Below are 20,629 nucleotides of genomic sequence, written 5' to 3'. Positions count from 1 at the left end.
CAAGCGCAATGGTTGCCACCACCCCTTCCAGATTGTGCATCACATCGTCATTGGCAAACCGCAAAACGCGATATCCTTGATCGCGCAGGAAACTGTCTCGTCTAGCATCATACCCCTGCCGGAGATCGTGGGAAAATCCGTCTATTTCGACCACCAACTTTGCGGAACGGCATACCAGATCGCAGAAATAGGGACCAATCTGATACTGCCGGGTAAAACGGTGCCCGGAGAGTTTGCCGCTTGAAAGCGCAGGCCAGATCAACCGCTCTGCCAATGACGCCTCTCGGCGCAGTTCACGCGAACGGTTGATGTCCCTTCCACGAAACTTTGGACGTTTCATATCACAGGCCCTCCCCTAGCTCCTCCCGCAAGCGGGAGGGGGATATTGCGTGCTCAATTCCTTGGTGGTTGCCTGCGGTAGGATAGGGCTTCGGCGATGTGGATGCGGCCCACGGTCTCGCATCCGGCGAGGTCGGCTATCGTCCGCGCCACCCGCAATATCCGCGTATAGCCGCGCGCCGACAACCGCATCGCTTCGCTGGCCTGTGCGAGCAGGCGTTGGCCGGGTTCGTCGGGGGTGGCATGCGCCTCGAGCAATTCACCGTCGAGTTCGGCATTGCTGCGTTTTGCAGTGCCGCCCAATCGTTCGGTCTGCACTTGCCGCGCCGCCAATACCCGCGCGGCGACCTGATCGGAGCCTTCCGATGGCGGGGGTAAGACAAGGTCGGCGGCGCTTACTGCCTCAACCTCTACATGCAGGTCGATGCGGTCAAGCAGTGGCCCCGAAACGCGCGACTGGTAATCTGCCGCACAGCGCGGAGCGCGGCTGCAGGCGAGCGCGGCATCACCCAGATGGCCGCAGCGGCACGGGTTCATCGCCGCGACCAGTTGCACCCTTGCCGGGAAGGTCACATGGCTGTTTGCGCGCGCCACGCTGACCTCGCCTGTTTCTAAGGGTTGGCGTAAACTATCGAGAACAACCCTCTGGAATTCTGGTAATTCATCGAGAAATAATATGCCGAGATGGGCAAGGCTCACCTCGCCGGGCCGAACGCGCAGGCCGCCACCGACCAGTGCTGGCATCGAGGCGCTGTGGTGCGGCGCCCGAAATGGCCTGCTGCGCGAAATGCGCCCACCCTCCAGCGTGCCTGAGACCGAGGCAATCATCGAAACCTCAAGCGCTTCAGCCGGGGTCAGTTCGGGCAGTATTCCGGGCAGGCAAGAGGCGAGCAACGACTTGCCCGCACCCGGCGGGCCGACCATCAGCAGGTTGTGCCCGCCCGCTGCGGCAATCTCCAACGCGCGCTTGGCCGTTTCCTGCCCCTTCACCTGTTTGAGGTCCGGCCCGCGTGCAGGCGCTTCGGCGATACCTGGTTCGGGCGGGCGCAATATCCCCTGCCCTTTTAGGTGGTTGAGCAGTGACAGCAGGTCTGGCGCGGCAACGACCTCTACCTGGCCTGCCCATGCCGCTTCGGCGCCTTGCAGCGCCGGGCAGATCAGCCCCATTTGTCGCCCCGAAGCATGGAGCGCTGCAAGCAATACGCCCGGGGAAGCGGCAACCCGCCCATCGAGGCCGAGTTCGCCGACCACGACATAATGCGCAAGCGTTTCGGTATCGACCAGCCCCATGGCGGACAGCAGCGCCAGCGCGATCGGCAGGTCGTAATGCGATCCCTCCTTGGGCAGGTCAGCCGGCGAGAGGTTGATAGTGATCCGTTTGGGCGGCAGCGAAAGCCCGAGAGCCGCGATGGCGGCGCGCACGCGCTCGCGGCTTTCTGCCACCGCCTTGTCAGGCAAGCCAACCACTGAAAAGGCAACCATGCCGGGAGCGATCTGGCACTGCACCTCGACCGCACGGGCCTCCAGCCCCAAATAGGCAACGGTAGAAACAATCGCGACCATGGCGAAGCAACTCCTTAGAAACAGGTCCAAAAGTTGCGCCATTTTGGCCACCGCGCGCTGCCATCGGTTAGCATGAATTCGCCCGAAGGCAAATCGTGGCTAAAATCCTTTTAACCCTTCGCGAAGATGATTTCGCAAGCTGCTGCAATGCATTGGGCGTGAATGAAGGGCATCAGGATCCTTGAAAAATTCGGCTTGGCGACGCTGTTTGCAATCGTGCTGATTGCCGCGCCGTCGCACGCTGCGACGTTGCAGGTCGAAGATGTCGTTTATGAAGTGGATGCGACGGTCGAGAGCGGCGCGACCGAGCGTTTTGTCGCCCAGCCCTTTGGGGAAATCGCCCCCAGCCGCCCGCCGCTGGCGAGCTTTGGCCCGTTCCATATGGTTGCGCCCGATCGCGCCGAACTGATCGGCAGCATCGAGAGCGAAACGCCCGCGCAATTTGCCGCTCTGCTCCGCGCCTTTCCGGGCCTGCGCCAGATCGACATGGTCGAATGCCCCGGCACCGGTGATGACGAAGCCAATCTTGCACTCGCCCGCATGGTGCGCCGCCATGGCGTCAGCACCTATGTGCCCGATGGCGGTTCGGTCCGTTCGGGCGGGGTGGAGTTGTTCCTGGCAGGTGCCACCCGCCGCGCCGCGCCGACCGCCGAATTCGCAGTGCATAGCTGGCGCGACGAAGATGGCTATGAAGCCGATGATTTCGCCGCAGACGACCCGGTGCATCAGGAATATATCGCTTTTTACCGCGAAATGGGGCTGGGTGATGCCGAGGCACGCAGCTTTTACGCGATGACCAACAGCGCGCCACATGATGATGCGCTCTACCTCAACTCTCGCGAACTGGCACGCTACGTCCGGCTGGATTGAACCGTCCGCGGGCTTGATACCGCAAAAATCATGCTCTAAGCGCCCGCCCTATGGGGGCTGCAGCTATCACTTTCCGGCATGATCGGAGGTCAGGCGACGACCAGCTGATCGTCGACATGCACCGATATGGCTATGCGCAAGAAGGCGACCGCTTTGGCCCGCCTTTCTGGGACTTTGTCGTCGAAACCGTTGCCGAGGCCCGGCTCGACCAGCCGGGGCGCAGCCGCGTATGGTTTGCGGAAATCGATGGCAAAGCGGTGGGCTGCTCTGCATTGGTCGATCGCGGCGAGCGCGGTCAATTGCGCTGGGTCGTGCTGCTCCCCGAAGCTCGCGGGACCGGCGCGGGCCGCAAGCTGGTGGAACTTGCGCTCGATCATGCCCGGCATTGCGGCCATGCCGAGGTCTATCTTGAAACCACCGACGGCCTCGCTTCCTCTATGGCGATCTATGAAAAAATGGGTTTCCGGACGAGTGATGCGCATGTCGAGCGGCTGTGGCACGGCGATGGCGTGCACATCACCATGACGCTCCAGCTCTAACCACTCGCTCCTTTTCACCAACGCATTTCTGCTACTCTGCGACGCCATCCTGTTGTCGGATTGACTAACATACCAACTAGTCGGTATGGTCTGCACATGTCGAGTCGCAATGCCCCTGCCCCAAGAGTTTCTGCCCGGTCGAAACTGATCGATGCGGCACATATGCTGGTGCGACGGCAGGGTTATGCAGCCACCTCGGTCGATGAGATTTGCGCGGCTGCAGGTGTATCGAAAGGCGCTTTCTTCCACCATTTCGCTTCCAAGGAAGAATTGGGTGTGGCCGCCGCCGAGCAATGGACCGCGCGCGCCGAGGAGTTGATCTTCACCCTGCCCCATTGGGTCCGCATCGAAGACCCGCTCGAGCGGCTCCTCGCCCACATTGATTTTCGCCTGTTCATGATGGAGGGCCCTGCCGAGGGCTTCACCTGCTTCGTCGGCACGATGGTGCAGGAAAGCTTTGCCAGCAGCGAGCCGCTGCGCATTGCGAGCGATGCCAGCATCAGCGCCTATTGCGATCGGCTGGCCGTGGATATCGAAGCAGCCATCGCACGTTACGGCATCAGCGGCGGCGTTTCGGCTATAAGCCTCGCTTATCACATCCAGGCGGTGCTGCAGGGTGCATTCATCATCGCCAAGGCGAGGAACAGCCCGAAGGAAGCGCGCGACAGCGTGCTCCATCTCAAACGCTACATTAAAATGCTGTTCGATCGAGGAGATGCCAAATGAGCAAAATGATCTTCGTCAACCTGCCAGTGGCGGACCTGCCGCGATCTATGGCTTTCTATGCGGCGCTCGGGTTCACCAACAACCCGCATTTCACCGACGAGACCGCTGCCTGCATGGTTTGGGGGGAAGGCATCCACGTGATGCTGCTGACCCACGACAAATGGAAGAGCTTCACCGACCGGCCGATTCCGCCATCGACTTCGAGCGAAGTCATGATCGCCATCACGCTGGACAGCAAGGATGTAGTGAACGCGCTGGTTGATGCGGGTGCCGCAGCCGGGGGAACAGCGGACCTCAATCCGCCGCAGGACCATGGCTTCATGTACCAGCGCACGCTTGCCGATCCCGACGGCCATATCTGGGAGCCATTCTGGATGGATCCGGCCGCAGTGCCGCCAGACGCCTGAGTTTTTTGAACCGGGGGCAAATAGGAGACGAAAGATGAGTTATATAGACGGTTTCGTGATCGCCTGCCCCAAGGCCAACAAGGACAAATTCATCGAGCACGCCAAGATGGGCGATAGTGTGTTCATGGAACTGGGCGCGCTGCGGGTGGTTGAGTGCTGGGGTGACGACATCCACGAAGGCCACACCACCGATTTCCGCATGGCTGTGAAAGCCGAAGAGGATGAAGAAGTGCTCTTCAGCTGGATCGAATGGCCCGACAAGGCCACCCGCGAAGCGGCGATGGCGACGATGACCAAGTGGATGAACGATCCCAGCAAGGCCGATCCGCGCATGGACCCGGAAAAGAACCCGATGCCCTTTGACGGCAAAAGGCTGATCTTCGGCGGTTTCACGCCCGTTCTCGACCTCAAGCAATAGGAGGCGATGATGCGAAACGAACATGGCGACTTCATCTGGTACGAATTGTTGACCAGCGACGCTGACGCTGCTGCGGCATTCTACAAATCGGTCATTGGCTGGAATGCGGCGAACGCCAACCAGCCGGGAATGGATTACAACCTGTTCTATGCGGGCGATCCGTCTGACACGATGAACGGCGTTGGCGGTTTCATGACCATCACCCCCGAAATGGAGGCAGGCGGCTCAAGACCGGCGTGGATCGGCTATATTGCGGTCGAGGATGTCGACAAGGCCGTGACCGATATCATCGCGGCAGGCGGCACATCGTTTATGACAATGGACGTTGAGAATGTCGGCCGCATGGCGATGGTTGCCGATCCGCAAGGCGCGCTTTTCTATGTCATGCGTGGCGCATCAAGCGAACCAAGCCACAGCTTTGCCGCGATCGAACCCAAGGTCGGCCATTGCGCCTGGAACGAGCTTTCGACCACCGACCCTGAAGCCGCAAAGACTTTTTACGGCAAGCTGTTCGGCTGGGCCAAGGATGGCGATCTCGATATGGGGACGATGGGCAAATATGAATTCCTCCGCGTCGCGGGCGGGCGCTTCCTGCTGGGTGCAGTCATGCCCAAAATGCCACAAATGCCCGTTTCGGCCTGGACCTATTATTTCCGCGTGTCCGATATCGACGCAGCGGTCGATGCGTTGAAGGCGGCAGGCGGGACACTTCATATGGAGCCGATGGAAATTCCCGGCGGCGATTACAGCCTTTCCGCATCCGATCCCCAAGGCGCGGCCTTTGGGCTTGTTGGGCCTCGACATTGAGGAAACAGCCATGACCACCAACACTATCTGCATCTGGTTTGACAATGCTGCCGAGGAAGCGGCCAATTTCTATGCCGCAACCTCTCCCGACAGTACGGTCAAGGCGGTGCACCGCGCCCCGGCCGATTATCCTTCTGGAAAGAAGGGCGATGTGCTGACGGTCGAATTCACCGTCGTTGGCGTGCCCTGCATCGGCCTTAATGGCGGCCCAGTCTTTCCGCAGAGCGAGGCGTTCTCGTTCCAGATCGGCACTGACAGCCAGGAAGAAACCGACCGCTATTGGAATGCCATTGTCGGCAATGGCGGGGCTGAAAGCGCCTGCGGTTGGTGCAAGGATAAATGGGGCCTCAACTGGCAGATCACCCCGCATGTACTGACCGATGCGATGGCCCGGGGTGGCGATGTTGCAAAGCGCGCATTCGAGGCGATGATGACGATGCAGAAAATCGACCATACCGCAATCGAGGCGGCGGTGCGGGGAGACGGACAATGACAGCAACAGCAGAAAATGGGTGGGAACTGTCGGTCACGCGTTTCATCGACGCACCGCCGACAAAAGTGTGGGATGTGATGACCAACCGGATCAACGATTGGTGGTGCCCAAAGCCTTGGCGTGCGGAGTTCGACAAGCTCGAACGGCGAGCGGGAGGCGCCTCCACCTGCACCATGTATGGCCCCGATGGCGAAGTGCACCCGCATCCCGGCACCGTGCTGGCATGGGATGAAGGCAAGCGCTTTGCCTTTACCGATGCCGTCGTCGGCGACCTGATGCCCGCTGGCCCTTTCATGATCGGCATCTGGAGCATCGAGCCCGAAGGCAATGGCACGCGCTACACCGCCACATGCCGCCACTGGACCGAAGATGCCTGCAAGCAACATACCGAGATGGGCTTTGAAGAAGGATGGGGTGCCTGTGCCGACCAGTTGGTGGAGATGTGCGAGGAAGTTTGAAACTGTCCTTGTTTCGAAAAGAATAGCTCCCACATCGGCGGCATGACCGGGAAGATTCGGGCCGAACGCAAAAAAATCAGCGAAATGCGGGCTTATCGCTGGACGATGATCGTCATCGGCTGGGCCTTTGTGGTATCCGCTCCGCTGATCAGCTGGCTCCCGGGGCCGGGCGGGCTCGCCTTTTTCATCATCGGATCAGCCCTGATCATCAAAAACTCGCTTTGGGCAAAACGGCAATTCACCAAGCATAGCAAGCGACATCCCGAATATGGAACATGGCTCAACTGGGCGCTTCGCAGGAAGCGGTTTCGCAAGCGGCCACCCTTCCCGCCTGTGAAGCGTGACCTGATGCGGCTGTTCCGGCGTGACGACCTTGGCCAAAAACTGCCCTGAGTCATGTTGACTTTTGCGCGCCTAAACCATAAAGGCCCGCTCAACAAAGGCGGTCGCCGTAGAGATTCGGCGGCTGTTTTTATTCCAACAGCTGATTTTTTTGAGGATTTGAGCCATGAAGCGCACCTTCCAGCCGAGCAATCTTGTGCGCGCTCGCCGTCACGGATTCCGTCTCCGCATGTCGACCGCCAAGGGTCGCGCGATCCTGAACGCACGCCGCGCACGCGGTCGCAAGAAGCTGTCGGCCTAAGCGCCGCAGATTTTGCCAGCCGCATCATGCGCGGCTATCAGGTAATCAAGAAAAGGCCGGATTTTCTGGCTGCCAACCGGGGGAAGCGTTATGCAACTCCCGGTTTCGTTTTGCTGGTGCACGATCGGCGCGACGATGATCCTGCCAAGCGGCTGGGCATCACCATCACCAAAAAGGTCGGGAATGCCGTGGTGCGCAACCGCATGCGTCGCCGTTTCCGCGAACTGGCGGCTGAGCTGCTTCCCACATTGGGCAAGGCTGGAGCCGATCATATCCTGATAGGTCGCGAGGGCGGGATCGAACGAGATTTCGGCCAGCTGCGCGAAGAAATGACGAAGGCGCTGGGGAAGCTTTCAGCATGATCGCAAAGCTTTTCATCCTGATCGCGCGTGGTTGGCAATTAGGGCCGTCACGTATCCTGCCGCCGACGTGTCGCTATGTCCCTAGCTGTTCGTCCTATGCGATAGAGGCTTTGCAGAAATATGGCGCGATTAAGGGTGGCTGGCTGACGCTGAAACGGCTATTGCGCTGCCATCCTTGGGGCGGGCACGGATATGATCCGGTGCCCTGACAGATCAAGACATTGAAGTAACAGGGAATATCAAGTGGAAGACCGGCGTAATATCATTTTGGCTGTGCTGTTGACGGGCCTTATCCTTTTTGGCTGGCCCTATGTCGCGGAGCAATTTTTCCCGACCCCGCCTCCGGCGGAGAAAAGCGCGCCAGCCACGACAGCTGATGCACCTGCGAGTGCAGGTACACCCAGCGGCGATATTGCCACCCCATCGGTATCGTCAAAGGCCGTTGCCCTGCCCGCAGCGCTTACCGCCAATCCGCGCGTGCTTATCGAAACCCCCAAGCTCAAGGGCTCGATCAACCTTGAAGGCGCACGCATTGATGACCTGGTGCTGACACAGCATCGCCAGGAACTTTCGAAGAAATCGCCGCCAGTGCGGTTGTTTGCCCCTTCGGGCACCGCTAACGCCTATTTTGCGCGCTTCGGCTGGACCGGCAATGGCGCGACGCTTCCCACCGACAAGACCATCTGGACGGCCGACAGCAACAAGTTGACCCCGACGACCCCGGTTACGCTGAGCTGGACCAATCCAGAGGGCCAGCGTTTCGATATCAAGCTGTCGATCGATGAACATTACCTAATCACCGCGGAACAGCGCTTTGCGAATGCCGCCGGCCTGCCCACCGCAAATGTTGCGCCCTTTGGCATCATCAGCCGCAAGGGCACGCCCAAGGATGCAACCAAAGGCGGTTCGATCTTTACGCAGATCCATATCGGCCCGATGGGCGTGTTCAACGGCCAGCCCAATTATGAATGGGGCTATGACCAGGTTGCCGAAGCACCGGGTGGCAAGGTCAGCTTTGCGACCACGGGTGGCTGGAACGGCCTGACCGACAAATATTGGCTGGCAGCGCTGATCCCTGATCAGAAGGTACCGGTGAAGGCAGAGTTCCTCTCTGAAGGTGGTTATAACTGGGCCAATGTCCGCAATGCGCAACTGACGGCAGTCGCTGCGGGGCAGACCGAAACCCAGACCTCGCGCCTGTTCGCGGGGGCCAAGGAATATGAAGAGCTGACCAACTACACCGAAAAGCTCGGCATTCCCTATCTCGACTATTCGATCGACTGGGGTTGGTTCTGGTTCATCGCCATTCCGTTCCAGAAGCTGCTGTTGTGGCTGTTTGACCTGTTCAAGAATTTCGGCGTCGCCATCATCGCGCTGACCATCATCGTTCGCATTTTCATGTTCCCCGTCGCGCAAAAGCAGTTTGCGTCGATGGCCGGCATGCGCGCGGTGCAGCCCAAGATGAAGGCGCTGCAGGAGCGGTACAAGGACGACAAGCCCAAGCTGCAGCAGGAAATGATGAAGCTGTACCAGGAAGAGAAGATCAACCCGCTGGCGGGCTGCCTTCCCATCCTGCTGCAAATCCCGATCTTTTTCGCGCTGTACAAGATACTGATGCTCTCGGTTGAAATGCGGCACCAGCCGTTTGCGCTGTGGCTGAAGGACCTGTCGGCACCCGATCCGTTGACCCCCATCAACCTGTTCGGCCTGCTGCCGTTTGACCCGCCGAGCTTCATCGCCATCGGCATCCTGCCGATCCTGCTCGGCATCACCATGTGGTTGATGCAGCGCCTGAACCCGCAGCCGATGGACGAAGTGCAAAAGCAGGTCTTTGCCATCATGCCCTGGTTCCTGATGTTCATCATGGCCCCCTTCGCAGCCGGTCTGCAGCTTTACTGGGTGGTTTCGAACATCATCTCGATCGGCCAGCAAAAGTGGCTCTACGCCAAGCATCCGATCCTGAAGGAGCAGATGGCCAAGGAAGAGGCCGAGAAGAAAAAGGCGAAGGCTTAAGGCATTAACCTCTCCCCTTCCGGGGGAGAGGCAACGAGACTTGGTCTTGCGAAGCGAGGCCTAGTCGCAGTCGGAGAGGGGCCCCTCTCCAAGCGCGGCTAGCTGCGTTGCAGCAAACCTTGCTATCCTCTCCCCCGGATGGAGAGAGGGTTTGAGAGACAATTATATGGACACGAAAATCTTTTCAGGCCCGGTCAACTTCCTGAAGTCTGCCCCCAGCCTTGAATTCCTGCCCGACGCGACCGTGCCGGAGATCGCCTTTGCCGGACGGTCGAATGTGGGCAAGTCGAGCCTGATCAACGCGCTCGTCAACCGCAACGGCCTTGCCCGTGCATCGAACACGCCGGGGCGTACGCAGGAACTCAATTTCTTTGACGTGGGTGAACCGCCGATCTTCCGCATTTGTGACATGCCCGGCTATGGCTATGCAAAGGCGCCGCTGAAGACGGTGCAGAAATGGCGTTACCTGGTGAACGATTATCTGCGCGGCCGGCAAGTGCTCAAGCGTGCTTTCCTGCTGATCGACAGCCGCCATGGCATCAAGGAAGTCGACCGCGAGATTATGAAAATGCTCGACGGTGCAGCCGTCAGCTATCGCATCGTGCTTACCAAGACCGACAAGATCAAGGCGAGCGAACTCGCTGCGGTCGAGGCGGCAACGCTCGAGGAGCTGCGCAAGCACAGCGCCGCTTTTCCGGTGATTTCGGCGACCTCTGCGGAAAAGAAGGGCGGGATTGATGCCTTGCGCGAGGCGGTGCTAGAAGCCATCCAGTCATGACCCTCAAACTCATCATCGGGAACAAGGCCTATTCGAGCTGGTCGATGCGTGGCTGGCTGGCTTGCAAGCAATCGGGGCTGCACTTCGAGGAATTGACCGTTCCCCTCTATAATGACGGCTGGGACGAGCGAAAGCGCGAGGAGGATATTGCGCCCTCATCGGGCAAGGTGCCAATCCTGTGGGATGGCGAGGCGGTTATCTGGGACAGCCTGGCAATTCTCGAATATCTGGCCGACAAGGTTGGGCGGGAGCGTTTCTGGCCCAAGGACGAAGTCGCCCGCGGCATGGCGCGGTCGATGGCAGCCGAAATGCATTCGGGTTTCCTGCCCCTGCGGCGTGCTTGCCCGATGAACCTGCGCAAGGTTTATGAAGGCGTGACGATCAGCGACGAAACCCGCAACGATGCGCTGCGCATCCTGGGCTTGTGGGCTGAAGCCCGCGCGCGGTTCGGCAATGAAGGCCCCTATCTGTTCGGCACCTATAGCGCCGCCGATATCATGTATGCCCCCATTGTGACGCGCTTTGTCACTTATGGTTTCACCCTGCCCGGCTTTGCCGAGGCCTATGTCGATGCCGTCCTTGCCCATCCCTGGATGGAGGAATGGTACCAGGCGGCGCAGAATGAAGAATGGGTGATCGAAAAGTTCGAGATCGAGCCGAGTAAGTGAAATCTCCCTCCCGCTTTCGGGAGGAGATTATTTGATCCGTTTGGTCGGATAGAGCGTGCCATCCTTGTGGTAATAATCCTCCTCGCCGAACATCATGTCGATATCCGAATACCCCCCGCCTTTTGAGCGATCGCCCACCCCTATGGCGATGAACATGCAGTCACTGTCGCTGCGGTTGATAAGGTGATGGCCGTTGCGCACGCCAGCGGCCCACGCCGCGATATCGCCGGGGCGCATCACGGTTTCGCCTTCATCCTCAACCAGCACTGCCTCACCCGAGAGCATGATCACCATCTCATCCTCTGCCTCGTGCCAGTGGCGCTGCGAAGACCAACCGCCCGGTTTGAGCACCACATGGCTTGCACCCATGCGCGTCAATCCCGCAGCAGGGGCGAGCCGACGCCACCAGCGGCCTTCAACAGCCTTGTCGAAAGGTTCGGGGTAACCGGTCGCGTTCGATTGCGGGATGGCTTCGATATCGATCTTGGGCATGGCGCTTCCAACCAGAATTTATGGACAAACCATAACGTCATTGCCATGCGGTGCAAATGACTGACAGCCTTGCCCTGCAATATGCCCAAGCCCTGATGGCCTGCGAGAGCATCTCGCCTGCGCGCGGCAGCGTTTTTGACACGATGGAGGCGCTGCTGGTGCCTTTGGGCTTCACTGTCGAACGTTTCATTGCAGGTGCTGACGATCCTGACCCGGCGCATGGCGGCCCTGTGGAAAACCTGTTTGCAATCCGTGGAAAAGGCGGGCGGCATTTCGCCTTTGCGGGGCATCTTGATGTCGTGCCGCCGGGCGACGGCTGGGCAAGCGCACCATTCGAACCCGAAGTCCGCGGCGACCTGCTTTACGGGCGCGGCGCTGTCGACATGAAAGGCAGCATCGCGGCCTTTGTCGCTTCCCTGCACGAAATCCCCGAAGAAGCCGGAACGATAAGCCTGATCATCACCGGTGATGAGGAAGGCCCCGCCATCCACGGCACCCGCGCGCTGATCGAGCATATGAAGGCACGCGGCACCCTGCCCGATATTTGCCTTGTCGGCGAACCCACCAGCGTCAATCGGCTGGGCGATATGATGAAGGTCGGTCGGCGCGGATCGGTGAATATGTGGATCACCGTCGAAGGCACGCAAGGCCATGTTGCCTATCCGCATCTGGCCGACAATCCGATCCCGCGGTTGGTTGCCATCCTTGCGCAGATCAAGGCGGTGGTGCTCGATGAAGGCACCGAATTTTTCCAGCCGAGCAATATCGAGATTACCGAACTCCACACCGGCAACCCGGCGACCAATGTGATCCCGGCAAAGGCGCTGGCGCGGTTGTCGATCCGTTTCAATGATTTGCACAGCGGTGAGTGTTTGGTCGAGCTGATCCGCGGCATTGTCGAGCCGGGTGGCGGCACGCTGAAGGCGATGATCTCTGGCGAGGCCTTTCTGACCCCGCCAGGCGAGCTCAGCGAAACATTGGCCGCGGTGGTAGAGGAAGTGACCGGCATCGCCCCCGAGGCCTCGACCACCGGCGGCACGTCGGATGCACGCTTCCTTTCCAAGCTCTGCCCGGTTGTCGAATTCGGGCTGTGCAATGCAACGATGCACAAGCTTGATGAGGCCGTGGCGATTCCAGACCTTGATGCGCTGGCGGAGATTTACCGGCAGGTGACACTGCGGTTGTTGTCCGCTTAGCGTTTCAAAACAATATACAAGGCCCCGTCGCCGCCGTGGCGCGGGTGTGCTTGGCGGACGGCGGCGATATGTGCGCTGTGTCGCGATGCCGCGAGCCAGTCGCGCACCACCGACGCAATCGCTCCCCGTCCGGTTCCGCTCGCCCGATCGTGCGCGCGCGCCTTGCCGGTAACGAGCAGCACCACGCGCATCCGCTGGTGGATCGCCTGTTCGAGTGCATGGTCAAGCCGGGCGTGCGCCCCCGCCAGCCCCTGCCCGTGCAGGTCGATGCTGATATCAGGGATGACCGCGCCCTTGTTGAAGCGCCGGTCCCAATGCGAATCGAGATTGCCCTCGATGGTTTTCACTGGCTTTTGCTGGGGAGCGACCGCTGCCGGCTTAGCTTTGGGTTTTGGTTTTTTGGGCTCCGCGACGCTGAGCTTGGGCGCTTCTTCCACCGGATGCGGATGCAACACCACCTTCACCGGGTGTAGCGGCTTCACCGTCTGCACGACACGGTTCCACAACGACCGCTCCTCCGGATGGAGGCGGCGTGCCATTATTGCGCCGGGATCAGGCGCGCGACGGTAGCCTTGGGCAGGAAGATCAGCGCACTGCCGCGTGCCGACATGCCGCCCGCAATGGCGCGCGCGCGATCGCCAGCACCCCAGAAGCTGTCAAAGCGGTTCGCCCCCTTGATCGCGCCGCCGGTATCCTGTGCCACCCAGATGCCATTGGGTTCGGCCCGGTCGAGCGAGAGCCAGACAGGCGCGCCCAAGGGCACATATCTGGGATCGACAGCAACGCTCGCCTCGCCCACCACCGGATAGCCCATGGCACCGAGTGGCCCTGCCCCGGTCAATTCGCGGAAAAAGACGAAGCTTTTGTTTTCGTTCATGATCTTCTTCCCCTCTTCGGGGTTTTCGCGAAGATATTTGACGATTCCCTGCATCGACCCGTCGGTGATCAGGCCGCGATCCTTCATCAACCTACCTATGCCGGTATATCCGCGGCCATTCTGGCTTTCATAGCCGATCCGCATCACCCCGCCATCGGGCAGGCGCAAACGGCCCGATCCCTGGATCTGCAGGAAGAAGAAGTCGACCGGGTCAGCCGCCCAGGCAATCTCAAGCCCGCGACCGGCGAGTGAGCCATCGACGATCGCGGCGCGCTCATCATAAGGAATGAATTTGGTGCCCTGCACCTTGCCGCGGATCGACTTGCCTTTGAGATCATCCGAAAACAGCCCGAGATCGACATCGATCAGGTCAGGCGGGCGTTTGTAAATCGCGACATCATAGCCGGGTTGCTTGGTACGCGATCCGGCGATTTCGGGTTCGAAATAACCGGTGACAAAGGCCTTGCCCTCGCCAACCTGTACCGCATCGAAATAGGTGGCGAAGAAGGAGATGGCATCGCCGCTCCATGTTTTCACCGCATCGCAGGCCTCTTGCCAGTCACTTCCTTGCGTTAGCCCTGAATTGTCGGTGCGTTTCAACAGGCCAGGGCAGGATGTGCGGAACGATGCGAGTGCAAGATTGGCTTTGCGCGCATCCGAAGCCAGCTCTGCAATCGCCGGCCCGCGAACCACACCGGCGCTGAGGGCGTTGACCACTTCAGTTGCCTGCGTGGTTGGAGAAACCGCGATAGGAGCGACCGGTGTCGATGGAATCGGCTTTGCGGCAACATCTGGTGCCGTTGGCGCAGGCGGTGTGGACGGAGAAACCGTTCCGCCTTTAGGGATGATCGTCCCCGAGCAGGCAGACAGCAAAAGTGTCGGTAGGGCGAGCGCGATGGCGGGGCTTTTCATGCCCCGTGGTGAATCAGACCGCGTCGGTTTCGTCAAGTTTCCAGTTACGGTCGCCCGACTTCACATCGCGGAAGAATGTCCAGACATCGTGCGTCTCGACAGCATCGGTGAGCGAGCCGCCGATGATCGCTCCATTGGCATCGCGCGTCAGTGCCGCAATGTCGGCATCGAAACGCACCGAAATCCGTGCCATCGGATGATCATAGCTGGCATCAACGATGCGGGCTTCATCGATACGGACGAGCCGGTTTTCGAGCGTTTCGCCATTCGCATTGCGCGCATCGATTGCCTCGACAAAGCTTTCATAGACATCATCATCGCACAGGAAACGAAGCTGCGCCTTGTCGCCTTTCCAATAGGCTTCGAGGATCATGCCATAGGCTGCCTTGGCGCCTTCAAGAAACAGGGCTGGGTCAAAGGTGCGATCGGCATTGGCGATTGAACGCAAACCGCTTTGGGCAGCGCTGTCGGCGAGCGGGCTATCGACGACCGGCGCGGGCGATAGCCCTTCGCGTGAGCCGACCGGCTGGCGGACGCTCGCAGGCTGGCGCTCATCGATTGCGGGGCGGGCCACAGGCTCCTGCTCATGCCCGGTGCGCTTGCCGAGCACCGAATAGAGACGCAGGCCCAGAAAGGCTGCAACCATTGCGAGCAGGACGATTTCGACAGTTACCATTTCACACGCCTCACAAGTTCGGACAGGGATTTAGCCCGAAAAACCAAAATCCGGGTTAATCCCACTTGAATGGCATGAAACCCAGCTTCCTTGACGTCAACATAGGCATTTCCCCCGCTGGTTTCAAATGGCTTGCTGCGATTCTTTTCACGCAGGCCAAAACAAGCGCTTTGGCGACGCCCTTAAGCATTGCCCTTTGCCCTTCCCCCTGCTAGGCGCGCTGCCGAAATAGGGGCCATGTGGGATGGCCGGGAAAGTCAGGGAAAGCACAGAAAATGGCCGAAGAAGGCAACATCGTTTCCGATACACTGCGCGCGAACGGCGAAGACACCGCACCGGCGGTTGGCATGCTCAGCCAGTATATCAAGGATCTATCGGTCGAAAACCCGAATGCCCCGCAAAGCTATGGCTGGGATAGCCAACCCCAGATCGATGTTCAGGTGAATATCGAAGTCAATCCGGTGAACGAGGAAGTCAACGAAGTTTGCCTGAAACTTGGCGTCAAGGCCGAGGCGGAACAGGGCGTGCATTTCAATGTCGAACTCGAATATGCGACGCTTTTTGGCCTGCGCAATGTCGAAGAAGGCTATGCCCACCAGTTCCTGTTTGGTGAGGCTCCGCGCCTGATGTTCCCCTTTGCACGCCGCGTGGTTGCCGATGCGATTCGCGATGCCGGCTATCCGCCGCTGGTGCTCGATCCGATCGACTTCAACGGCCTCTACCTGCAGCAGCTCGCGCAGGCGCAAGCAACGGCTGAAGCACAGCCCGCCGGCGAAGCCTGATATTTTCCGATTAGGTTGAACCAGCGATGAGCTTGCTTCGGCACACATCGACCATCGCTGGTTTCACCATCATCAGCCGCATATTCGGCTTTATCCGCGACATCCTGCTCGCCCGTGTGCTCGGCGCCGGGCTGGCAGGGGACGCGTACCAGCTGGCCTTCACCCTGCCCAACACCTTCCGTCGGCTGTTTGCCGAAGGCGCCTTTTCGGTCGCTTTCGTGCCGATGTATTCGCGGCGGCTGGCGGGCGAGAATGGTGAGGATGAAGCAGCGAAGTTCGCCAATGACGTATTGTCGGTCTTTATCTGGATATTGCTCGCCTTTTCGGGGTTGGCGATGCTCGCGATGCCGGGAATTGTCTGGCTGCTCGCCAGCGAATTCCAGTCGGTTCCGGGCAAGTTTGACCTTGCGGTATTCCTCAGCCGGGTGACCTTCCCTTACCTGTTTTTCATCAGCCTGGTGGCGATGCTCACCGGCTTGCTCAACGCGCGTTCCAAATTTGCGCCAGGGGCTATCGCGCCGATCCTGTTCAATATCGTGCTGATCGGGGGCATTGGCGCTGGCTATTATTGGCGCGGGGGCAGCGATGACGACCGGCTTGTCGTCTATGCATTGAGCGCGGCGGTTTCGCTCTCGGGTCTCGCGCAACTGCTCTATCTGTGGTGGGAAGTGCGCCGCGCTGGCCTCAGCTTTAAACTGCAAATGCCCAAATTCACCCCCGAGGTGAAGCAATTGGGCATGGTCATCCTGCCCGCGACCTTTGGCGCCGGGATTTACCAGATCAGCCAGTTCGTCGACACTTTCTTCGCGACTTCGCTGCCGCAGGGCTCGCTGACGCTCCTGAAAATGGCGGATCGGCTCAACCAGATGCCGTTGGGGATTGTCGGCATCGCATTGGGCACTGCGATCCTGCCAATGCTGTCGCGCCATATCCAGAGCGAGGATCACCAGCGCGCGCAGGATTTGCAGGCGGATGCGTTTGAGATGGCGACTTTGCTGACTCTTCCCGCTGCTGCCGCGCTCGCCATTTGCGCGCCTGCCTTCACCAACGCTTTCTTCGTTGGCGGCAAGTTCACAATGCAGGACGGCGCGATCATGGCGCAGATCACAGCAGCGCTGGTCGCGGGCTTGCCAGCCTATGTGATCGTCAAGATTTTGAACCCCGGTTTCTTCGCGCGATCAGATACCAAGACGCCGGTCTATACCGCTTTGATCTCGCTGATTTTCAACATCATCCTCAACGTCTTTGCGGTGCGCCCATGGGGCATTGTCGGGCTGGCAGGTGCAACCGCCGCTTCGGCGTCGCTAAACTGCCTGTTGCTCTATGCCGTGCTGCACAAACGCGGCTGGTTCCATTTCACCGGCGCGCTGGGTGCACGCATTGGCCGCCAATTGCTGGCAACCGCAATCATGTCTGCCCTTCTCTGGTGGCTGATGAGCTGGATGCTGCCCTATTTCTCTGACGATATCCTCACCCGAATTGCTGCGCTGGCGATACTTGTCGGCGGCGGCATGGCGGTCTATTTCGCTGCAGGATATATGGTTGGCGCGCTCGATCGCGATCGGGTCAACCGCCTGCTGCGGCGCAACCGCGCTGCGGCCAACAACAGCTGATGGAAAGCACAAACATGCGCGTCGTATCGGGCATCCAGCCCACCGGAAATTTGCACCTTGGTAACTATCTCGGCGCCATCCGGAACTGGGTGAAAATGCAGGATCAGGGAGAATGCCTGTTTTTCCTTGCCGATCTGCACGCCATTTCGCAGCCGCATGTTCCGGCTGAGCTTACCGCCAACACCCGCGAGATGGCGGCGGCGCTGATCGCGTGCGGTATCGATACCGACAAGTCGATCCTGTTCAACCAGACGCAGGTTGTGGCACACAGCCAGCTCCAATGGCTGCTCAATGGCACCGCGCGCATGGGCTGGCTCAACCGCATGACGCAGTGGAAAGACAAGGCGGGCAAGAACCGTGAGGGCGCTTCGGTCGCACTGTTCACTTACCCGGTGCTGCAGGCCGCGGACGTGCTGCTCTACCAGGCGACGCATGTTCCCGTTGGAGACGACCAGAAACAGCATCTCGAACTGGCACGTGACATTGCGCAGAAGTTTAACAATGATTTCGGCAATGGCGAAGAGATCTTCACCCTGCCCGAACCGATCATCCCGCCCGAAGCTGCACGCATCATGAGCCTGCGCGATGGCAGCGCAAAGATGAGCAAATCTGACCCTTCGGACATGAGCCGCATCAACCTCACCGACGATGCCGACACCATCATGCAGAAGGTGCGTAAGGCCAAGACCGACCCCGAACCGCTGCCGAGCGAGAAGGAAGGCCTGGCCGGACGGCCCGAGGCGGAAAATCTTGTCGGCATCTATGCCGCGCTAGACGGTAGCAGCGTGAACGCAGTGCTGCAGCAATTTGGCGGCCAAGGATTTGGCGCTTTCAAACCGGCGCTGGGTGAATTGATGGTTTCGCGCCTCGCACCGATTGCTGAGCGGTTCAACGAATTGCGGCAGGATATCCCGGCGATCGACGCCGCCTTGCGCAAGGGTGCCGAACGCGCCACTGCGCTCGCCCAGCCGACGCTCGACAAGGCATATCAGGCGCTGGGGCTTTTGCGTTAAACCGCCGTCTGCACGGGTTGCGCCGTTCAACCGCAGTTCAGCGCTTTTGCGATAGATATCCGCGCATGTCCGCCTATATTGGCGGAAACGGAGGTTTATCGTGATGAAGCGTAAGGCAATTTCCATTCTTGCTCCGGCCCTGATGCTGACGCTGGCCGCGTGCGCAACGCCGTTCGAGGCGGATGTTTCGCGTTTCCAGCAGATGCCGGCACCGCAAGGGCAGACTTTTATCGTGAAGGCCGCTGATCCGGCGAATGAAGGCGGGATCGAATTCGGCCAATATGCCGCGATGGTTTCGGCCGAAATGACCAAGGCGGGCTATATCCCCGCGGCACCCGGCGCAGCCGCTGACTTCACGGTCAAGCTGGGTTACGGCATTGATGAAGGCAAGGAACGCACCGTCGTTTATGACGACCCCTTCTACGATCCCTTCTGGGGCTATGGCCGGTTTGGTTTCGGCCCCGGATATTACCGCCCCTATATTGTGCGCACCCCGCGCGGCGCGCGCTATGTCTATGGCTGGCACGATCCATTCCTGTTCGGCCCCGGCTGGCGCGGCGGGTATGATGTGCGCAACTACACCGTCTATACCAGCGGTATCGACATGAAGATCGAACGCACCGCCACCGGCGAACGCCTGTTCGAAGGCAAGGCCGAGGCAAAATCGCGTTCGAACCGCCTGCCCTATCTGGTGCCCAACTTGGTGACTGCGATGTTCACCGGCTTCCCCGGCAATAGCGGTGAAACCGTGCGTATTTCGGTCTCGCCCGAAGAGGGCATGAAAAAGAAATAAGCTTTCCCGCTTGTAGGAAAAGGAAGAACCCCGCCTCAACCGGCGGGGTTTTTCGTATCAGACGCCGCAGCTCAAATCGGATTTGCCGTAACGGCCGCCCTCACCCGCGGCACTGCCGATTGCAGCGAAAAGGTCGGAGCTGGGAATGCTGCCATCGCGGCCAATCCGCAAACCTTTTGAGCGGAAGACTTCGATGACCCGCGACGCCGGTTCGGCAAAATAGACCGACTGCGATTCATAATGCTGTGCAATGGCGGTAACCGTCAGCCCTTCGAAATTGCGTTCCAGTTTCTGGAAGGTGCTGCGTCCCTCGATCGATGCAAGCGCCTTGGAGCGCGCTTCTTCGCTGGGATATTCCTTGTTTTCCAATGCCTTGTAATTCGCCCTTACCCGGTTTCCGATCGTCGCGAACATGGCATCAAGTTCGGGGCCGAAGCTGCAAGTGTTGGCGTTGAAGGCAATCGCAATCGGCTTGCCGCTGGCGAGTTTGGCGATGCGTTCGCCGCCCGCAATATAACCAACACCGCCCTTGGGCAGTTTCACCTCGACATAATCATTGGCCGTCAGCCCAACGAGCGTGATTGAAGTGCCTGCGGCGACGCGCTCTATCAAAGTTGAGGCGGGGTCGGGCTGGGCCCAGACATCCAAAGCCTCATTCGCGGTCCATTTCTTGTCATCGAGCATTTTGGAAAGCTCGGGCGGCTGGATTTCTGAGAGGTTGACCAAGGCGACGAAGCCTTTGCCATCGGCAAGTTCAAGCCAATCGCTGGTGCCATCTTCGCCAAGGATAACCTTGCCCGAAGCGCTTTCGCCTCGCGGCAGCTTGCCCAACACAGTCGAGCCCTGCGTCGATGCCTTGTCGCGGATATTGGCCTCGAGCATGGCGTAATAGACTTTTGCTACCGCGGCCTCGGCCTCGACGGGTTGGTCGGCAACCCTATCTTCAAGCCCCGAACTTGCATCGTCGTGCAGGAAGATGAAGTAATAAGCGATAACCAGTGCAATCGCGCCAGCGACACCGCCGATCAGCATCCAGTTGCTCTTCTTCGCAGGCGGGTGGTTCGCAGCCTTGGCCTTTGGCGATGCCGCGGAAACAGGAGCGCCGCATTCGCCGCAAAAGCGCGCACCCGCGTTCAGCGCCGCGCCGCATTGCAAGCAGAATTTGGACATTGGTGTCAGCCTCCCGATTCC

General features: G+C 59.7%; 27 protein-coding genes. 20 read left to right on the top strand and 7 right to left on the bottom strand.

The window, feature by feature from the left end; translation table 11 throughout:
- Both ACFSAG_RS01270 and ACFSAG_RS01265 read right to left on the bottom strand, forming a co-directional pair.
- Positions 1-340: endonuclease domain-containing protein (locus tag ACFSAG_RS01270; RefSeq protein ID WP_381510750.1), on the bottom strand; the 340-nt coding region annotated here is incomplete at its 3' end.
- A 53-nt stretch (positions 341-393) separates the two neighbouring features.
- The gene (locus ACFSAG_RS01265; RefSeq protein ID WP_381510748.1) at positions 394-1,902 is read right to left on the bottom strand and encodes a YifB family Mg chelatase-like AAA ATPase; all 1,509 of its coding nucleotides are present in this window, start codon (positions 1,900-1,902) and stop codon (positions 394-396) included.
- Between the two features lie 162 nt (positions 1,903-2,064).
- On the opposite strand from ACFSAG_RS01265, the gene ACFSAG_RS01260 reads away from it, so the two are divergent.
- The 15 genes from ACFSAG_RS01260 to ACFSAG_RS01190 all read left to right on the top strand — a co-directional run bounded on the left by ACFSAG_RS01260 (position 2,065) and on the right by ACFSAG_RS01190 (position 11,084).
- On the top strand, positions 2,065-2,772 hold the full coding sequence (locus ACFSAG_RS01260) for a hypothetical protein (protein WP_381510746.1): 708 nt from the start codon (positions 2,065-2,067) through the stop codon (positions 2,770-2,772).
- Positions 2,773-2,822: 50 nt separating this feature from the next.
- The gene (locus ACFSAG_RS01255) at positions 2,823-3,311 is read left to right on the top strand and encodes a GNAT family N-acetyltransferase (protein ID WP_381510744.1); all 489 of its coding nucleotides are present in this window, start codon (positions 2,823-2,825) and stop codon (positions 3,309-3,311) included.
- Positions 3,312-3,407: 96 nt separating this feature from the next.
- Entirely contained in the window at positions 3,408-4,037 is a 630-nt protein-coding gene (locus ACFSAG_RS01250) for a TetR/AcrR family transcriptional regulator (RefSeq protein ID WP_381510742.1), read from the top strand.
- Positions 4,034-4,444, top strand: a complete 411-nt coding sequence (locus ACFSAG_RS01245) for a VOC family protein (protein ID WP_381510740.1) — start codon at positions 4,034-4,036, stop codon at positions 4,442-4,444. Before ACFSAG_RS01250 ends, ACFSAG_RS01245 begins: the two co-directional genes overlap by 4 nt.
- Before the next feature lie 34 nt (positions 4,445-4,478).
- Positions 4,479-4,862: a DUF1428 domain-containing protein gene (locus ACFSAG_RS01240; protein ID WP_381510738.1), complete on the top strand. Its 384-nt coding sequence runs from the start codon at positions 4,479-4,481 to the stop codon at positions 4,860-4,862.
- 6 nt (positions 4,863-4,868) lie between these two features.
- Positions 4,869-5,669 carry a VOC family protein gene (locus tag ACFSAG_RS01235; protein ID WP_381510736.1) on the top strand — a complete coding sequence of 267 codons (801 nt, stop codon included), beginning with the start codon at positions 4,869-4,871 and terminating at the stop codon, positions 5,667-5,669.
- Between the two features lie 10 nt (positions 5,670-5,679).
- Positions 5,680-6,162 (top strand): VOC family protein, encoded by a 483-nt coding sequence (locus ACFSAG_RS01230; protein WP_381510734.1) that lies wholly within the window; start codon positions 5,680-5,682, stop codon positions 6,160-6,162.
- Positions 6,159-6,620 (top strand): SRPBCC domain-containing protein, encoded by a 462-nt coding sequence (locus ACFSAG_RS01225; RefSeq protein ID WP_381510732.1) that lies wholly within the window; start codon positions 6,159-6,161, stop codon positions 6,618-6,620. Before ACFSAG_RS01230 ends, ACFSAG_RS01225 begins: the two co-directional genes overlap by 4 nt.
- A 42-nt stretch (positions 6,621-6,662) precedes the next feature.
- Complete coding sequence (locus ACFSAG_RS01220) at positions 6,663-7,013, top strand: hypothetical protein (protein WP_374615081.1); 351 nt, start codon at positions 6,663-6,665, stop codon at positions 7,011-7,013.
- Positions 7,014-7,128: 115 nt separating this feature from the next.
- A complete protein-coding gene (rpmH, locus tag ACFSAG_RS01215) occupies positions 7,129-7,263 on the top strand; it encodes a 50S ribosomal protein L34 (protein ID WP_298600653.1) in 135 nt (44 codons plus the stop codon).
- A 26-nt stretch (positions 7,264-7,289) separates the two neighbouring features.
- Positions 7,290-7,625 carry a ribonuclease P protein component gene (gene rnpA / locus ACFSAG_RS01210; protein WP_381510729.1) on the top strand — a complete coding sequence of 112 codons (336 nt, stop codon included), beginning with the start codon at positions 7,290-7,292 and terminating at the stop codon, positions 7,623-7,625.
- Positions 7,622-7,834 carry a membrane protein insertion efficiency factor YidD gene (yidD, locus tag ACFSAG_RS01205; RefSeq protein ID WP_381510727.1) on the top strand — a complete coding sequence of 71 codons (213 nt, stop codon included), beginning with the start codon at positions 7,622-7,624 and terminating at the stop codon, positions 7,832-7,834. The genes rnpA and yidD overlap by 4 nt, the downstream gene beginning before the upstream one ends.
- A gap of 34 nt (positions 7,835-7,868) precedes the next feature.
- Positions 7,869-9,638 carry a membrane protein insertase YidC gene (gene yidC / locus ACFSAG_RS01200; protein WP_381510725.1) on the top strand — a complete coding sequence of 590 codons (1,770 nt, stop codon included), beginning with the start codon at positions 7,869-7,871 and terminating at the stop codon, positions 9,636-9,638.
- 166 nt (positions 9,639-9,804) lie between these two features.
- The gene (yihA, locus tag ACFSAG_RS01195; RefSeq protein WP_381510723.1) at positions 9,805-10,416 is read left to right on the top strand and encodes a ribosome biogenesis GTP-binding protein YihA/YsxC; all 612 of its coding nucleotides are present in this window, start codon (positions 9,805-9,807) and stop codon (positions 10,414-10,416) included.
- Positions 10,413-11,084: a glutathione S-transferase family protein gene (locus tag ACFSAG_RS01190; RefSeq protein ID WP_381510721.1), complete on the top strand. Its 672-nt coding sequence runs from the start codon at positions 10,413-10,415 to the stop codon at positions 11,082-11,084. The genes yihA and ACFSAG_RS01190 overlap by 4 nt, the downstream gene beginning before the upstream one ends.
- Positions 11,085-11,111: 27 nt before the next feature.
- Here ACFSAG_RS01190 and ACFSAG_RS01185 read toward each other — a convergent pair whose 3' ends face one another.
- The gene (locus ACFSAG_RS01185) at positions 11,112-11,576 is read right to left on the bottom strand and encodes a cupin domain-containing protein (RefSeq protein ID WP_374615088.1); all 465 of its coding nucleotides are present in this window, start codon (positions 11,574-11,576) and stop codon (positions 11,112-11,114) included.
- A gap of 56 nt (positions 11,577-11,632) precedes the next feature.
- Here ACFSAG_RS01185 and dapE point away from each other — a divergent pair, with 56 nt between their 5' ends.
- Positions 11,633-12,772, top strand: coding sequence for a succinyl-diaminopimelate desuccinylase (dapE, locus tag ACFSAG_RS01180; RefSeq protein ID WP_381510719.1), 1,140 nt, complete (start codon positions 11,633-11,635; stop codon positions 12,770-12,772).
- Here the strand turns inward: dapE and ACFSAG_RS01175 are convergent.
- The 3 genes from ACFSAG_RS01175 to ACFSAG_RS01165 are packed head-to-tail and all read right to left on the bottom strand — an operon-like array spanning position 12,769 to position 15,237.
- Positions 12,769-13,311 (bottom strand): Smr/MutS family protein, encoded by a 543-nt coding sequence (locus ACFSAG_RS01175; RefSeq protein ID WP_381510717.1) that lies wholly within the window; start codon positions 13,309-13,311, stop codon positions 12,769-12,771. The genes dapE and ACFSAG_RS01175 overlap by 4 nt on opposite strands.
- Complete coding sequence (mltA, locus tag ACFSAG_RS01170) at positions 13,311-14,561, bottom strand: murein transglycosylase A (protein WP_381510714.1); 1,251 nt, start codon at positions 14,559-14,561, stop codon at positions 13,311-13,313. The genes ACFSAG_RS01175 and mltA overlap by 1 nt, the downstream gene beginning before the upstream one ends.
- Before the next feature lie 13 nt (positions 14,562-14,574).
- Positions 14,575-15,237 (bottom strand): Tim44/TimA family putative adaptor protein, encoded by a 663-nt coding sequence (locus ACFSAG_RS01165; protein ID WP_381510713.1) that lies wholly within the window; start codon positions 15,235-15,237, stop codon positions 14,575-14,577.
- A 275-nt stretch (positions 15,238-15,512) separates the two neighbouring features.
- Between ACFSAG_RS01165 and secB the strand changes: the two genes are divergently transcribed.
- The 4 genes from secB to ACFSAG_RS01145 all read left to right on the top strand — a co-directional run bounded on the left by secB (position 15,513) and on the right by ACFSAG_RS01145 (position 19,438).
- On the top strand, positions 15,513-16,019 hold the full coding sequence (gene secB, locus ACFSAG_RS01160) for a protein-export chaperone SecB (RefSeq protein ID WP_374615093.1): 507 nt from the start codon (positions 15,513-15,515) through the stop codon (positions 16,017-16,019).
- 26 nt (positions 16,020-16,045) lie between these two features.
- Entirely contained in the window at positions 16,046-17,632 is a 1,587-nt protein-coding gene (murJ, locus tag ACFSAG_RS01155) for a murein biosynthesis integral membrane protein MurJ (protein WP_381510712.1), read from the top strand.
- 14 nt (positions 17,633-17,646) lie between these two features.
- Positions 17,647-18,645: a tryptophan--tRNA ligase gene (gene trpS / locus ACFSAG_RS01150; protein WP_374615122.1), complete on the top strand. Its 999-nt coding sequence runs from the start codon at positions 17,647-17,649 to the stop codon at positions 18,643-18,645.
- 103 nt (positions 18,646-18,748) lie between these two features.
- Positions 18,749-19,438 carry a DUF4136 domain-containing protein gene (locus tag ACFSAG_RS01145; RefSeq protein ID WP_381511250.1) on the top strand — a complete coding sequence of 230 codons (690 nt, stop codon included), beginning with the start codon at positions 18,749-18,751 and terminating at the stop codon, positions 19,436-19,438.
- A 57-nt stretch (positions 19,439-19,495) separates the two neighbouring features.
- Here the strand turns inward: ACFSAG_RS01145 and ACFSAG_RS01140 are convergent, their stop codons facing one another.
- Positions 19,496-20,608, bottom strand: coding sequence for an SH3 domain-containing protein (locus tag ACFSAG_RS01140; protein WP_381510711.1), 1,113 nt, complete (start codon positions 20,606-20,608; stop codon positions 19,496-19,498).
- Positions 20,609-20,629 lie beyond the last annotated feature (21 nt).

Origin of the sequence: Sphingorhabdus buctiana (genome assembly GCF_042680825.1) — a bacterium.
Taxonomy (GTDB): Bacteria; Pseudomonadota; Alphaproteobacteria; order Sphingomonadales; family Sphingomonadaceae; genus Sphingorhabdus_B; species Sphingorhabdus_B buctiana.
The sequence above is the reverse complement of the archived record's forward strand: the minus strand, read 5'-3'. Positions and strand labels throughout refer to the sequence as shown.

What these genes read in the sequence shown, in the direction of transcription:
- ACFSAG_RS01260 (WP_381510746.1), top strand. Translation starts at nt 2,065, where the DNA reads ATGAAGGGCATCAGGATCCTTGAAAAATTCGGCTTGGCGACGCTGTTT.
- trpS (WP_374615122.1), top strand. Translation starts at nt 17,647, where the DNA reads ATGCGCGTCGTATCGGGCATCCAGCCCACCGGAAATTTGCACCTTGGT.
- ACFSAG_RS01235 (WP_381510736.1), top strand. Translation starts at nt 4,869, where the DNA reads ATGATGCGAAACGAACATGGCGACTTCATCTGGTACGAATTGTTGACC.
- ACFSAG_RS01190 (WP_381510721.1), top strand. Translation starts at nt 10,413, where the DNA reads ATGACCCTCAAACTCATCATCGGGAACAAGGCCTATTCGAGCTGGTCG.
- ACFSAG_RS01250 (WP_381510742.1), top strand. Translation starts at nt 3,408, where the DNA reads ATGTCGAGTCGCAATGCCCCTGCCCCAAGAGTTTCTGCCCGGTCGAAA.
- dapE (WP_381510719.1), top strand. Translation starts at nt 11,633, where the DNA reads ATGACTGACAGCCTTGCCCTGCAATATGCCCAAGCCCTGATGGCCTGC.
- ACFSAG_RS01175 (WP_381510717.1), bottom strand. Translation starts at nt 13,311, where the DNA reads ATGGCACGCCGCCTCCATCCGGAGGAGCGGTCGTTGTGGAACCGTGTC.
- yihA (WP_381510723.1), top strand. Translation starts at nt 9,805, where the DNA reads ATGGACACGAAAATCTTTTCAGGCCCGGTCAACTTCCTGAAGTCTGCC.
- ACFSAG_RS01145 (WP_381511250.1), top strand. Translation starts at nt 18,749, where the DNA reads ATGAAGCGTAAGGCAATTTCCATTCTTGCTCCGGCCCTGATGCTGACG.
- mltA (WP_381510714.1), bottom strand. Translation starts at nt 14,561, where the DNA reads ATGAAAAGCCCCGCCATCGCGCTCGCCCTACCGACACTTTTGCTGTCT.
- rnpA (WP_381510729.1), top strand. Translation starts at nt 7,290, where the DNA reads ATGCGCGGCTATCAGGTAATCAAGAAAAGGCCGGATTTTCTGGCTGCC.
- ACFSAG_RS01225 (WP_381510732.1), top strand. Translation starts at nt 6,159, where the DNA reads ATGACAGCAACAGCAGAAAATGGGTGGGAACTGTCGGTCACGCGTTTC.
- ACFSAG_RS01255 (WP_381510744.1), top strand. Translation starts at nt 2,823, where the DNA reads ATGGGGGCTGCAGCTATCACTTTCCGGCATGATCGGAGGTCAGGCGAC.
- ACFSAG_RS01265 (WP_381510748.1), bottom strand. Translation starts at nt 1,902, where the DNA reads ATGGTCGCGATTGTTTCTACCGTTGCCTATTTGGGGCTGGAGGCCCGT.
- murJ (WP_381510712.1), top strand. Translation starts at nt 16,046, where the DNA reads ATGAGCTTGCTTCGGCACACATCGACCATCGCTGGTTTCACCATCATC.
- ACFSAG_RS01220 (WP_374615081.1), top strand. Translation starts at nt 6,663, where the DNA reads ATGACCGGGAAGATTCGGGCCGAACGCAAAAAAATCAGCGAAATGCGG.
- rpmH (WP_298600653.1), top strand. Translation starts at nt 7,129, where the DNA reads ATGAAGCGCACCTTCCAGCCGAGCAATCTTGTGCGCGCTCGCCGTCAC.
- secB (WP_374615093.1), top strand. Translation starts at nt 15,513, where the DNA reads ATGGCCGAAGAAGGCAACATCGTTTCCGATACACTGCGCGCGAACGGC.
- ACFSAG_RS01240 (WP_381510738.1), top strand. Translation starts at nt 4,479, where the DNA reads ATGAGTTATATAGACGGTTTCGTGATCGCCTGCCCCAAGGCCAACAAG.
- yidD (WP_381510727.1), top strand. Translation starts at nt 7,622, where the DNA reads ATGATCGCAAAGCTTTTCATCCTGATCGCGCGTGGTTGGCAATTAGGG.
- ACFSAG_RS01185 (WP_374615088.1), bottom strand. Translation starts at nt 11,576, where the DNA reads ATGCCCAAGATCGATATCGAAGCCATCCCGCAATCGAACGCGACCGGT.
- ACFSAG_RS01230 (WP_381510734.1), top strand. Translation starts at nt 5,680, where the DNA reads ATGACCACCAACACTATCTGCATCTGGTTTGACAATGCTGCCGAGGAA.
- ACFSAG_RS01245 (WP_381510740.1), top strand. Translation starts at nt 4,034, where the DNA reads ATGAGCAAAATGATCTTCGTCAACCTGCCAGTGGCGGACCTGCCGCGA.
- ACFSAG_RS01140 (WP_381510711.1), bottom strand. Translation starts at nt 20,608, where the DNA reads ATGTCCAAATTCTGCTTGCAATGCGGCGCGGCGCTGAACGCGGGTGCG.
- ACFSAG_RS01165 (WP_381510713.1), bottom strand. Translation starts at nt 15,237, where the DNA reads ATGGTAACTGTCGAAATCGTCCTGCTCGCAATGGTTGCAGCCTTTCTG.